General features: G+C 46.7%; 11 protein-coding genes. 5 read left to right on the forward strand and 6 right to left on the reverse strand.

What is annotated here, in order from left to right:
- The first annotated feature begins 77 nt into the window (after positions 1–77).
- The 3 genes from BMW79_RS25505 to BMW79_RS25515 all read left to right on the forward strand — a co-directional run bounded on the left by BMW79_RS25505 (position 78) and on the right by BMW79_RS25515 (position 2,737).
- On the forward strand, positions 78–659 hold the full coding sequence (locus BMW79_RS25505) for a Crp/Fnr family transcriptional regulator (RefSeq protein WP_089899752.1): 582 nt from the start codon (positions 78–80) through the stop codon (positions 657–659).
- 98 nt (positions 660–757) lie between these two features.
- A complete protein-coding gene (locus BMW79_RS25510) occupies positions 758–1,444 on the forward strand; it encodes an alpha/beta fold hydrolase (protein WP_089899755.1) in 687 nt (228 codons plus the stop codon).
- A 108-nt stretch (positions 1,445–1,552) separates the two neighbouring features.
- Positions 1,553–2,737, forward strand: coding sequence for a metallophosphoesterase (locus BMW79_RS25515; protein WP_089899758.1), 1,185 nt, complete (start codon positions 1,553–1,555; stop codon positions 2,735–2,737).
- Positions 2,738–2,755: 18 nt separating this feature from the next.
- Here the strand turns inward: BMW79_RS25515 and BMW79_RS25520 are convergent, their stop codons facing one another.
- Positions 2,756–3,679, reverse strand: coding sequence for a helix-turn-helix domain-containing protein (locus tag BMW79_RS25520; protein ID WP_089899760.1), 924 nt, complete (start codon positions 3,677–3,679; stop codon positions 2,756–2,758).
- Between the two features lie 85 nt (positions 3,680–3,764).
- Positions 3,765–4,655, reverse strand: coding sequence for an SDR family oxidoreductase (locus BMW79_RS25525; RefSeq protein ID WP_089899762.1), 891 nt, complete (start codon positions 4,653–4,655; stop codon positions 3,765–3,767).
- A 193-nt stretch (positions 4,656–4,848) separates the two neighbouring features.
- Between BMW79_RS25525 and BMW79_RS25530 the strand changes: the two genes are divergently transcribed.
- On the forward strand, positions 4,849–5,730 hold the full coding sequence (locus tag BMW79_RS25530; protein WP_089899765.1) for a hypothetical protein: 882 nt from the start codon (positions 4,849–4,851) through the stop codon (positions 5,728–5,730).
- A 101-nt stretch (positions 5,731–5,831) separates the two neighbouring features.
- On the opposite strand, the gene BMW79_RS25535 is transcribed toward BMW79_RS25530, so the two are convergent.
- From BMW79_RS25535 to BMW79_RS25545, 3 genes are all read right to left on the reverse strand, one after another.
- Positions 5,832–8,936, reverse strand: a complete 3,105-nt coding sequence (locus BMW79_RS25535; RefSeq protein ID WP_218150440.1) for a TonB-dependent receptor — start codon at positions 8,934–8,936, stop codon at positions 5,832–5,834.
- Positions 8,937–9,359: 423 nt separating this feature from the next.
- Positions 9,360–10,226, reverse strand: a complete 867-nt coding sequence (locus BMW79_RS25540; protein ID WP_089899771.1) for a hypothetical protein — start codon at positions 10,224–10,226, stop codon at positions 9,360–9,362.
- Positions 10,223–10,546: a helix-turn-helix domain-containing protein gene (locus BMW79_RS25545; RefSeq protein WP_218150441.1), complete on the reverse strand. Its 324-nt coding sequence runs from the start codon at positions 10,544–10,546 to the stop codon at positions 10,223–10,225. Before BMW79_RS25545 ends, BMW79_RS25540 begins: the two co-directional genes overlap by 4 nt.
- A 107-nt stretch (positions 10,547–10,653) precedes the next feature.
- On the opposite strand from BMW79_RS25545, the gene BMW79_RS33770 reads away from it, so the two are divergent.
- Complete coding sequence (locus tag BMW79_RS33770) at positions 10,654–10,818, forward strand: TlpA family protein disulfide reductase (protein WP_218150442.1); 165 nt, start codon at positions 10,654–10,656, stop codon at positions 10,816–10,818.
- Between the two features lie 67 nt (positions 10,819–10,885).
- Here BMW79_RS33770 and BMW79_RS25550 read toward each other — a convergent pair whose 3' ends face one another.
- Complete coding sequence (locus tag BMW79_RS25550; protein ID WP_177192329.1) at positions 10,886–12,781, reverse strand: glycoside hydrolase family 36 protein; 1,896 nt, start codon at positions 12,779–12,781, stop codon at positions 10,886–10,888.
- Between the last annotated feature and the right edge of the window lie 16 nt (positions 12,782–12,797).

Below are 12,797 nucleotides of genomic sequence, written 5' to 3' on the forward strand. Positions count from 1 at the left end.
TGAACTCATCAAATGACGGGCACTTTCAAAAGAAATATAAAAAGCATAATTTGGATGAACATTACCGAAAGTAAAAAATGATGATAGACAAACTGTTTTCGAACTTCGATAATTACCTTCCACTCGATGCGGCCGAAAGAGAAGATCTGGCCGGAAGGGTGATTGAGCGGAAAATAAAGCGGAGGCAATTTATATTACAGGAAAATGATGTTTGCAGGCATTATACTTTTGTGGCGGAGGGATGTTTCAAAAAATTCCAGGTAGACGACAAAGGCACTGAACATAATCTGCAGTTTGCCGCCGAGGGTGACTGGCTGATGGAAATCGGCAGCTTTTATTTCGAAAAGCCCAGCCGTGTTTATATTGAGGCCATAGAACCCGCTGTTATATTTCAGATCTCCCGCCAAAACCTTTATCATCTGTATGATAATAATCCCAAGTTCGACAGGAATTTCAGGGTGATAGTAGAAAACCGTTTAGTGGAAACAGAAAACAGGGTTTTACAGGCGATCAGTTCCACCGCAGAGGAACGTTACCTTGCCTTCATTAAGCAATATCCGCACCTGCTGTCAAGACTCCCCAATACCCAGATTGCTTCCTACCTGGGTATTACACCCGAATTCCTGAGTAAAGTCCGTAAAGATCTCCTCAAAAAATAACCCTCCCCTTAATCTACCTTAAGCGTATTTATTAAGATAGCTTATGGGCTGCCCGGATCGTTAGCTATTATCTTTGTTCCATCATCAAATAATAAAATATGGAACCAACTTATGTATTTATTCCAGGTGGATGGCATGGCGCATGGGCTTACGACCCGGTGAGGGAAAGACTGGCACAGTCCCGAAAAAAAAGCATGTCATTCACCCTGCCGGGGCTTGAGGCACAACCCGGAATACCAGACAAGGGGATCAATTTAGATACACATATTCAGTTCGTGACAGATGTACTTTTAAAAGAAAATCTCAGGGAGGTAATTCTCTGCGGCCATAGCTATGCAGGGCTGGTGATCACGGGTGTGGCCGACAAGATCCCCGACAGGATTCATGCATTGGTGTATATAGATGCTTATGTTCCTGCGGATGGAGATTCCTGCTGGAGTCTGACAAGTGATGTTTACCGGCAGCGTTTTGTAACCGGCGCCAGCATAGATGGCTTCACGGTGGCCAACCCTCCCGGATCAGATACCCGGAGAAGACCGCATCCACTTGCTACCTTCATGCAAACCCTGAAATTAACCGGGAATTATGAAAGGGTTGTTAACCGCACCTTTATTTATCTCAGTAACTGGGAAGGCTCTCCCTTTGTTAAACAATATGAGCGCTTAAAAAACGATCCTGGCTGGCATGTTGAAAAAATACATTGCGCGCATAATGTGATGAGAGATCGTCCGGATGAATTAGTGGATATCTTATGCCGCCTGGAGCCCGGCCCGGTTGACGCGTAAATCTATGCCCGGAGATCCTGGCCGCCTTTTTCCTTTCTTTTAAAATATCTTCGCCGTTCGATCGTCTACCTTAAAGAATACATGTTTAACATATAGGTATACAAATAAATGGCAAAAAGACTTCCTCTTATTTTTTTACTCTGGATCGGCACCGATCTGTATTTTTATCAGGCTATACAAACCCTTATCAGTTCCAGTGCATTGCTATGGAGCTACTGGCTCATCGATTTGCTCGTAATAGCCGGCATTGCAGCGGTCATTTTCGGCCGGCGCAGTTCCCAGCAAACATTGATTGCCTGGCTGATGGGACTGATGCTGCTGGCTTTTATTCCCCGCTTATTTTCACTCCCTGTGCTGCTGGTGGAAGATATTACCAGGCTGTTCCGGGGCTTTCCACCACGAGCGATCGGGGTAAGTGAACTTACTTTGGGCACAGCCGGCGTACTGTTCCTGGTTGTGCTGTTCGGCATTACGCGCGGGCGGCACTTCTACCGCGTAAGGCGTGAAACCATTTACTTCCCGGATCTGCCGGAGGCATTTGACGGCTTTACAATAACACAGATAACGGACGTTCATTCCGGCAGCTTTACCAACGCCGCAGGCGTACAGAAAGGACTGGACCTGGTAAACGCCCAGCACAGCGATGTGATCCTGTTTACCGGCGACCTGGTGAACAACCAGGCATCAGAAATGGCCAGGTGGATACCTGCCTTTGCAGCCTTAAAAGCACCAATGGGGAAATTCTCCGTGCTGGGGAACCATGATTATGGCGATTATATTCAGTGGGAAACGCCTGAGGCCAAAAGGGCGAATCTTGCCCGTTTAAAGCAGGTACATGGCGAAATCGGCTTCCGGCTGCTGCTCGATGAAGCCATCACCCTTGAAAAAGGAGGCCAGTCCATTACGCTGTTAGGCGTAGAGAACTGGGGCAAAGGAGGCTTTCATCAATACGGCGACTTAAACAAAGCAGCTGCCGGCGTTCCCGACGACGCTTTCAAGGTGCTGATGTCGCATGATCCCTCACATTGGGAAGGCGTAACGCTGGAGCATCATCAGCGCGTTCATCTCACCTTATCGGGGCATACGCATGGCATGCAGTTCGGCATCGACCTTTTTGGTTTTAAATGGAGCCCTATCAAATATGTGTACAAACAGTGGGCGGGACTTTATCAGAACAAGGGTCAGTTCCTGTATGTGAACCGTGGATTTGGCTTCATCGGGCTAAAAGGAAGAATCGGTATGTGGCCGGAAGTGGCGGTAATTACCCTAAAAAAGGGAACTGCGGGTAAGTAATACTGTTCTCATGCGATGTCAGTTAAAAGAACGGCGAAACTCCAGCGGTGAAACGTTGGTCTTGGTTTTAAACAGTTTGCTGAAAGATTGAAGATGCTCAAATCCTAACTCATAGGCGATTTCGCTGACGGATAAATTGGTGGTAGATAATTTCTCTTTGGCCAGCTCAATCAGCTTGTTGTGCAGATGCTGCTGGGTATTCTGACCAGTAAGGGATTTCAGCAAACTGCTCAGATAACCCGGTGAAATGTTTAAGTTCTCAGCAATATAAGTAACGCTGGGTAATCCTTTCAGGGCAAGTGCGCCGCTATCAAAGTAACCGGCGAGCAGATCTTCCAGCCTGGTGAGGATCTCATGGCTGGCAACCTTGCGGGTAATGAACTGGCGCTGGTAGAATCTCTCTGAATAGGTCAGCAATAGTTCCAGTTGTGCAATGATCACGCTTCCACTGAACCGGTCGATATTGGCGTTATACTCCTGCTCTATATTCTGCGCGATGGCGGCAAGCATCGCTTCTTCCTTATCAGATAAGTACAGCGCTTCGTTCACCGTGTAACTAAAAAACTCGTATTGCCGGATGTTCTTTGCCAACGGCGTATTCCATAAAAAATCAGGGTGGATCAGGATCATCCAGCCTTCGGGGTGATGTACAACGGCTTCTTTTTCATATTCCACCCCAAACACCTGCCCGGGCGACATAAAAAACAACACGCCTTCATCGAAATCACTGGTCTGCTGCCCGTACTTGAATTTCGTATGCTTCACCCTTTTCATGGAAATCGAATAAAAATCATAGATCAGGCTGAACGGACTTTCCGCCAGCGGCCTGTTCAAATCATCCATGTGAACCACGCTGATCAGCGGATGTGCAGGATTAGGAAGGCCCGCAGCCCGGTGATATTCGGTGATAGTATGAAAACGGAAAATCTGTTGGTTGCTCATCGCTAATAAAGTTCGTTATTTTCTGGTACACGGCAGCCAACTCCCTGATTTAACCAGGGAGTTGGATCTTACCCATTTTCGCGTCTTACCTGGTATAAATGCCGTTTGCTATATCGGTCAGCAAGGTGTCATGTGTGGGCTGCCAGTTCAAATGCTCCTGTGTCCATATACTGGAGGCAGGACAGTCGATCGCGGCCATTTGTGCAAACCAGCCAAAATGTGCAGCCGCTGCTTCCGGCGCTATCGACACTACCGGCAGGTTCAGTTGCTGGCCTATGGCTTCCGCGATCGTTTTAACGGTAATGGCTTCTTCGGCGGCGGCATGATAACGGGCGCGCGGTTCAGCATGTTCTAAAGCCAACCTGAATAAATGGGCTGCATCCATTCTGTTTACAGCATTCCAGCGGTTTTGCCCCTCGCCTGTATATGCAGATATCCCCTTTTCCCTGGCAATATTGACCAGGATGGGAATAAAACCATGTTTATCGTCGTGGCCATGTACCGATGGCGATAAACGGATCACTGCAGCACGGACACCCAATGCAGCTACGGCATCTGCTGCCTGCTCAGACATCCGGGGCCAGGCCGGATTAAACAGCGGAATGATATCTTCGGTAGCCAGTTCTCCTGGTCGCACCAGCGCTGTACCGGAGGTAACGATAAAAGGACGATCGGAACCAGCCAGCACCCCGCCAATCGTTTCGATGGCAGTTTTATCCACTTCACACACTTCCCGGAACCGGCTGAAGTCATGGATAAACCCGGCATGAATCACGCCATCCGATTGAGCGGCGCCGCTCCGGAGGCTTTCCAGGTCTTCCAGGTCGCCCCGGTGTACTTCCGCGCCTGCGTTGGTGAGCCTTTGGGCGGATGCGTCCGAGCGGGCCAATCCCAGTACCTGGTGACCGGCGCTTATTAATTCCTGTACAATGGCCGTACCGATGAAGCCTGTAGCTCCTGTAACAAATATGCGCATGATTATTTTTCTTTTGTTGACACAAAGGTCCGCTGCTTTGGCCGGCCGGATTTATCCAAATCAGTGTTTGATTTAGCTAAAACCGTAAAAACAGGTTGTATTTTATTGTACATTCATAGATGACGAAAATGCGGTCTGATATGTTAGCCCATTCCTGTTCCATCAATAGGGAACAGGAGAAAAATGATCTTAAATGAATAACCTTCTGTACCGGGTATTTTTTTCCGCCATCACCCGGATGGTATTGGGTATTGCCCTTTTGCTCACAGACCCGTTGTCTGTCACCTTCCGGTATCTAATTGTAATCATCTTTTTATTACCGCTGATAAGGTATTTTGTTCATGAGCGGCAACAAACAGAAATGGACGTTTTTTTTACCGGCTATCCGAAGCTGGGAATCATAAGTCATGTTTTCATCACTGTGGGGGTCGCCATTCTCTATTTGCTTGTGTTAGCGCATGTGTTGCAGATATACACCACCTCCTATTTCTGGTGGATACTGATGATCATTACACCCGTGATATGCTGGTACCTGTTGTTTGGCAAAGATGCCACTCCTACGGAAAGGCATGAGCATAACAGGCGTGCCTTGCTGCGAACAGTAGCCTTTTACCTCCTTCCCTTTTTCTTTGCTGTCAATTATGCGTTCGACTTCTCCACCCCCAGGTCGGCAAAATACTATATCACCCGCACCGATCACAACACTTACCTCAGCAACGATCCGGATATCAGCGAAACAACAGTATATTATTTTTACCTGCTGCCCACCGAAAGTATTACCGGCATTACCCACTGGCAGAAAGTTCCCCAAAGCGACTACTATAGCGTCAGGAACTTCGGCCGTTATAATGGCAAGGATAGTCTGCACTACCTGGTAATGGATAAGTGGAAGGGCCGCGACAGCGCCTCCCTGCCTTTCAGAGAGCAATTCAAACTCCTGCTGCTCCGTACAGACACCATACCCACCAGGCAAAGTGTTCCCTACCGGTTATACAAAAGGTTTAAAGAAGGGGACTCTCTTAATAAAGAGGAGCATGATGGACTGTTTGGGATTAAATGGGTGAGCTATCACTAACACTTTTGCTTATCAGTACATAAAAAAACAGTCGCCAGGCAGAAGTTGAACTTCCACCTGGCGACAGGCAATATCTGATTTGTTGTTGATCCTAACTCATCTTAGAAAAAGAATCTTACACCCAACTGCACCTGGTATGGATCACCACCAGGATTAGCTATTCCGCTGGTGTTAACGGAATAGTTGTACGACTGGGTTTCTTTACTGAATGCAGATGCACGGTACAGGGAGGTATTGCCAAAGTTGTGGCTTGCACCCCATTTCTTATTGAGCATATTGGCGAAGTTGAAAACATCTACAGAAAGCTCAAAACCGCTTTTCCTGGAAACCTTGAATGATTTGGCCAGTCTTAAGTCGAAAGTACCATAGAAGCCATTGATACCACCATTTCTTTCAGCAATCTTACCTTCTGATTTCTCAATATACTTTTTGAAGCTGCCACCGGCGTCTGAATTCAGGAGTTTATTCAAACCATCTCTAACGGCTGCGGAGGTGGCGGGATCCTTCGGATTAAACACATATGCCAGATCGTTTGTACCGCTTACAAAATCCTGGTTGCTGTTTACACCAGACAACAGGCTGTAACGGGTACCGCCGATACCGGAGAAGCGTACACCCAATACAAATCCTGCGAAAGAAGGTGAGGTACCATAAAATACAACCTTATGACGGAACTGTAAATCAGAGTAAGTCATTTTACTCAGGTTACGTGGGTCATCTGCCACCGGCAAACTTAAAGTAGCACTATTGGCAACGTTACCATTGTAGGAGGTATTGTCTTTGGAATCGTTCCAGGTGTAGCTGGCGGTGATGTTACCATCTTTATAATAACGATAGTTAACATCATACACAAAAGTATAGGTATTGTTTTTACCCTTGCTGGTCAGCTCCAGTACGCGACCAAAAGCTTTGCTGATTCTACCGTCCAGGTAGTTACCACTGCCACCGCTGGTGTTCATCTTATCCAAAGGAATATATACTCCCCTGTTAGCTTCGCTTGACATGGTAAAGAATGGAGTTTCCACCATGTTTTTGTCGATATAGAAGTAGTTATTGCGGCCGTATGTCAGGTAAGCAGAAACACCCATTCTGAGGCGGCTGGTAATGTATTTGGTATAATTGATATTCGCCTTATACACGATAGGAATTTTAACATCCGGTCCTGTGTAATTGATCAAAGGTAACTGATATTGCGCAAAAGAAGGAACCGTAGAAAGATCTTTTCTGAATGCGGCAAAATCAGGAGCAGGTATATTTACAGAGCTGGAGTTCAGGTTAGCAGTTCCGAAATGTCTGCCATCAAATGCCAGGTTGTTGATGAGCATATAGTTATTGATATCAGAGCTAAACACACCTGCGCCCACTTTGATATAATCTGTATGCTGCTGTTTCACATCCCATGTCAGCTGAATTCTTGGCTGTGGTACAAAAGATTTGATGCTGTTGTTGGTATTTAAACCCAGTGCGCTATTCAGGTCCTGGTTGAACGGCGCCTTAGGATAAGTAGCCATATCGAAACGCAAACCGGCAGTAAGACTTACACCTTTACCCAGATCTGTTTGCAGCTGGCCATAGATACCGCCGTTAAAAATGGCAGACTTTACACTGGGATCAGCCACCAACGGTACTTCCCGGTAGAATGCATACGGTGTATTATTACGGAATGCATCCAGTCCACGGTACACATAACGGCCGTTTACTTCACTACCATACAATGATTTGGCGTGTGTATACATCAGGTCGATACCAAAGGTATAGTTAACTTTTTCTGTATTGTAGTACAGGTTATCGGTCAGCTGTATTACGTTGTTGGTAAATCCTTCCTGGCCAAAGCGGTGACCACCGATCTGGATATTGGTAGCCTTGGTGGAGCCGTCTGACAGTACCGAAGTTACGTTCTCTACAATCGCTCTTGGCAGCGCACCCGGCAGTTCATCATTTTGCCGGCTGGCTTGCCAGGTGTATAAATGCTGCACTTTTAATTCGTTGGTAACCTTCGTGCTGATGGTAGATCTCAGGGTCACCAACAGGCTGTTATCTTTGTTGAAGTCATTACCGGTTGACTCATACAAATCAATCGCCGTATTATCAATCAAACCCAGCTTGTTTACATCATTGGTATAGTTATCCCGGATGGTCAACAGGTTTTTGTCGTTGATCTGCCAGTCCAGGCGCAGGAAGCCGGCATCTGACTGACGTGTTTTTCCAAAAGAGCCATATTGTGCATGGCTGGAAACACCGTACTTGGATCTCGCAATATCCACGAATGAATCCAATACACTTCTGGTAGTGTTATACACCAGCTCATCGGAGTTGGACCGGATGTCTGCAATGACCAGGGAACGATTGTCTGTCTGATGATCCCAGGCAAAGAAGTAGTGAAGTTTATCTTTTATGATTGGTCCGCCGATAGAACCTCCGAACTGATAAGTGGAATAGTCGTTGTTCCTTTTGTTGCCACGGATATCATAAGGGCTGGATAACCAGTTGGCACGGCCAAAGCCGAATACAGAACCGGACACGGTATTGGTACCGGACTTGGTAACAGCACTCACTGTACCACCACCGGATCTGCCCAGTGTAACATCATACTGATTGGTAACCACTTTAAACTCACGCACCGCTTCGATAGAAATAGAATAAGGCGCACCGCTTCTGGAGGTAGTAGCACCAGCGGAAGTAGGGTTCTTTGCGGTCATACCATCGATGGTGTAATTGGTACCGGACCCAAGCTGGCCACTGATACTATTACCATTACCGGTAAGTGGCGACAGGGCTGCGAGGTTGGAAAAATTTCTTCCGTTGACAGGCAACCTGTTCATATCAGTGGGAGTGATAGTGGTAGCTGCACCGGCATTTACAATCGCTTTCTTGTTGGACGTAGATACAATCGTAACAGCATCCAGATTTGAAACAGACTGTTCCAGGTCGAAATTTACCTGGAGCGCATCTCCCTGGTTAAGGTTATAGTCCTGCTTCTTCTGAGCGCCAAAGCCTATGGCAGATACGGTAATCGTGTAAGGACCGCCGAGTGGCAATTGTTTAAAGGTATAAAGACCTTTAGTGTTTGACTGTGTCCTGTTGGTAAAACCGGTTGACTCATTTCTTACAGTAATGGAGGCACCTGGAATCAGTGTACCATCCTTCGCTTTAACCTGACCATTCAGGTCGGCCAGCGTAGATTGCGCAAATACGTTAGCAGACATTAGTATCCCTAACGTAATAAATAAAAGACAGCGTAAGCGGTTCATCGATTTAGATTGATTTAGATTTATTTAGATTTGAAGCAGCGAAATTAAACGGCCCGCATGTACTAAACATTAACGCGGCGTTAACAAAATATTATCTTCAAAAACGGGTTATCCTATTCCTGGGATCGCGTATCATTGGTTGCAATGACCATACATCCATCTTTTAATGAGCTATCACACCTTTATAAAATGCATCTCATCTGTACATAACCCGTATTTATCAGGTACGGGTTATGGTCGGCTTAACCAGGAGTTATGGGTAAGATATAGGCGGGTGAAACCAGCATTCCGCTAGCACTATACTAGCATTACACCAGCACTCCTCTAGCTGTGTCCCGTCCTGATATAGCTATGTCTCGTCCTGATATAGCTATACAATCACAAGGGCTCTGCATAGTTTTTGTTTTCGTTGACGTGGAGGTTCCCTGTTCCGTTTGATGGCCTGGGGCAGTGTTCATGACTGCCTGGTTGCAGTTGATGAATATTCAGTATCCATTTGTGGGCGGCTGCCTGCCAGTCTGTAATAAGTACTTTGCCACCCTGCCGCCAGCCATTGGCCTGGTAGTGGTAAAAAAATTTGCAGGCTTCCTGCTGCGGGTAGTTGTGACGCTGAAAAAAAGTATTGAGCTGTTGGAGATCGGGGGGGTGCTGGATTTTGTGATTTTCATTTTCCGCGCCGGGTGCATTTAGTCCGCAACGGGAATTTTCAAATGTAGCTTTATAATTTTTTTTTGAGGGCGGGAGCCTGTTTTCTCTCTCTCGTTTATTATTGTTTATTTGTTTATAATAAAAATGTCCCATTTTTGAGCCCGGCACGGACTCAATTTTGAGCAGGGAAGCGGTCCTATTCTGAGCTTCACCCGGGCTCAATTCCGGACCGGTTACCGGCTCATTTTGGGGCGCGCAAATACCCTCAGCAGGTGGTAATTGTTTATCAAGGATGTTAGTGATGATGGTCACCATGCCCGGCGCAAAGAGCTGTTTTGACGCTTTATAGGTGATGTAATTAAAATCCTGCAGGTCTTTCAAACAACGGGCGTAAGTGTTCCGTGAACCAATACGGCAAAGCCTTAGCACATCCTGCCGGGACACTGGAAAGGAGACCGGGAAACGATGCCGGTTCCATAGCTGGAAGAGTGCCAGATAAAGACTTACATGATTGGCATGCAGGCGATCATCTTTCTCCACCTGTGCATAGAAAGCTGTCAGGTGCCTGATATAATTTACTTTTTCTACGGTACTCATGAACGAGGATTGGGGGTTTGATTAATTACTTCTGTCAGTTTTTGTATTTCATCATCATCAAAATAGATTAATCCTCCTATTTTGGTAGAAGACAATATGCCACTATTCTTCATTTTTCGGAGTGTGCCATAGGAAATGCCAAGAGTTTCGCACACCTCATAGGACTTCAATAATTTGCGTGGCCGGAGACCCTGTATTTTGGCCAGATCGCGAATCTCTTCAAATAGTTCTTTCTTAAAAGACAGGAATTCCTCCTTCGTCAGGATTTCAAGTACCATAAGCTTAAAGTGGAGGTTACAAATAAGATAAGGTTGTTGCATATGAAGGTTGTTTCTTATCTACACAATAAAGCAGTGTATGTGGGGTGGTCTTTCATCTGATATTGTACTGCAATTTAGAACTTTGAATTGAGAAAAAACGGTGATATTTGTCACGCGCCAAAGGTTTCAGTGAATTCGCTCAATACTATAAGATCACCGGTATTCCGAGGTTCCTGATTTTCGATAAAGAAGGGAAAATCGTGACGGTGGATGCACCCCGGCCATCTGAACCGGCGCTTAAAGCGCTGCTGCTGCAGTTGGCGGAAGGTTGATTGTTAATAAGAAAGAAGGGCGCCTGCCCTTCTTTCTACATGAATATATCATCTCTTTCAAAAGATCCTAACGGATAGCAGCAACCTTACGTGCTTCAATTAATAGCGCACTGTGCATCGGCAACGCCCGGATGACATATTCCTCTTTAAAATCACCCAGTTCCTTACCCGTCCATTTATTCACTAAGCGATAAGTTCCCCGGGGCAGCTTAATACGGCGCTCCACTGTTTGTTCTCCCCAATTAAAAACGGCGAATACCAGGTGATCAGGTAAAACAATGGTTCCTACTTCGAATTGCTCATTATCAAATCTCGCCGCCTTTCCTGTTGGCGGGATCAGCTTTTTTAGGATACTAAGCCTTTCCGGGGTAATTTTTGTGAGATCATCACCACTGAGCAGCATCCCTCCGGAAGCGTATATGGTGGTGGCATGAAACAGGTATTCGTTTTCAGTTGGACCCGTTTCTTTTTTATGTGCATTTACATTATTTCCCGCCTGGTCCATAATATCAGTTGCTCCGCCGTCTGTCAGCAAGATACAATCCGGATCATTCCACCATAGTCTTCCGTTCTGCCATCCTCTAAGCAGGTTTTCCCGGCCAATATCCCGGAAAGATTCCCATTTCCTCCAGGTATCCATAGAGCTGCGGGAGCCATGAATTAATCCCAGGGAAGCCCATACCGGATGGTTACAGCCCAACACAAACGCATCACCCGATCCTTTCAGAATAGCTTCCATACCACGGCGGTAAGCTTCAATCCTGGTGGCCTTTTTATCATAGTGTACCCCACCGTGGATAGCTCCCCAATAGTTGGCGTCCAGCTTGAAATAGGAGCAACCCCATTCCTGTCTCATTCTCCTGAAAAGCTCCGTCAGGAACTGCTGTACCTGGGGATGGGTGCCATCGAGTACGTACCAGGGACCCAAACGCCAGCCTCCAAAACCAATTTTATCAGAGCGTAACGGCAGGCCATTTTCATCCTTCACAAACCAGTCGGGGTGGTTCTTAAACAATTGTGATTCCGGGCTGGCTACAAATGGGGCTACCCATATGGCAGGTTCCAATCCCTTTTGTTTTATTTCCTTCAATACGCTTTCCACATCACCACCAAATGCGGTTCCCTTGTCCATCCAATCGCCCATCCAAGGCTGATAGCCATCGTCGATCTGAATATACCTGAGTTCCGGCAGATGACTCGCAATCCATGCCGTGTTATCGGCCACGTTCTTTGCGGTTACCTGCGGACCAAAACAGTACCAGGAACACCAGCCCATTGGCACCGGTTCATGCTTTAAGCGCGGGTGATGCTTAGCGATAGCTGTTGTTAACGTGTCGAATAGTCTTTCCCTGTCGGGTCCTGATATCGCTATAAACTCCTCCAGATTCCAGGTTTCCCCTGGCTCTAACAGCAGGTTTTCGCAATCCAGGGAGATCCGTATGCGCTTGCCATCAAAAGAAAACCTGGATATAAACCGGTTACAGGAAGTGGTAGCCAATAACACGCGATCGTGCGGTAGTTGGAGAGTAAGCATACCATACGCGGTACGCATATGCTCGGGCTCCTGGATTTTGTAGTGATTCCTGTCGGTGTAGGTTCCGAGATCCAACGGTTTCGCCAGTGTGCCGCCCATCTGGGCCAATTTTTGAAATCCTTCTCCGTAGATACCGGTGTTACCAGGCAGCTCATGTTGAAAATCGAACAGCACAATTTCACGTATGTGGAGCGATTTGCCGGAATTATTACTGACGGACATGGTGCAGGTTCCGTTATTCCATTTTCGCGAAACTGATACACCTGATGCCGCCGGCGTTCCGGCTGCCAGTATCACTGTTGCGGATGACTGCTGCAGCTTAGCTATGAAAGTCCGGCCTGTTGGTGGATGTGCTGCTGCGCTGAATGCCCAACTGCGGGTAATCGCGATCACGCATATAAATAGTAAAAGTATTTTCTTCTTACGCATATTGTAATTTTTTTTG

This window comes from Chitinophaga arvensicola (assembly GCF_900110835.1).
GTDB classification, from domain to species: Bacteria; Bacteroidota; Bacteroidia; order Chitinophagales; family Chitinophagaceae; genus Chitinophaga; species Chitinophaga arvensicola.

Coding starts and splice junctions, on each gene's coding strand:
- BMW79_RS25505 (WP_089899752.1), top strand. CDS start 78: ATGATGATAGACAAACTGTTTTCGAACTTCGATAATTACCTTCCACTC.
- BMW79_RS25530 (WP_089899765.1), top strand. CDS start 4,849: ATGAATAACCTTCTGTACCGGGTATTTTTTTCCGCCATCACCCGGATG.
- BMW79_RS25540 (WP_089899771.1), bottom strand. CDS start 10,226: ATGAGTACCGTAGAAAAAGTAAATTATATCAGGCACCTGACAGCTTTC.
- BMW79_RS25545 (WP_218150441.1), bottom strand. CDS start 10,546: ATGCAACAACCTTATCTTATTTGTAACCTCCACTTTAAGCTTATGGTA.
- BMW79_RS25515 (WP_089899758.1), top strand. CDS start 1,553: ATGGCAAAAAGACTTCCTCTTATTTTTTTACTCTGGATCGGCACCGAT.
- BMW79_RS25520 (WP_089899760.1), bottom strand. CDS start 3,679: ATGAGCAACCAACAGATTTTCCGTTTTCATACTATCACCGAATATCAC.
- BMW79_RS25510 (WP_089899755.1), top strand. CDS start 758: ATGGAACCAACTTATGTATTTATTCCAGGTGGATGGCATGGCGCATGG.
- BMW79_RS25525 (WP_089899762.1), bottom strand. CDS start 4,655: ATGCGCATATTTGTTACAGGAGCTACAGGCTTCATCGGTACGGCCATT.
- BMW79_RS25550 (WP_177192329.1), bottom strand. CDS start 12,781: ATGCGTAAGAAGAAAATACTTTTACTATTTATATGCGTGATCGCGATT.
- BMW79_RS25535 (WP_218150440.1), bottom strand. CDS start 8,936: ATGTCTGCTAACGTATTTGCGCAATCTACGCTGGCCGACCTGAATGGT.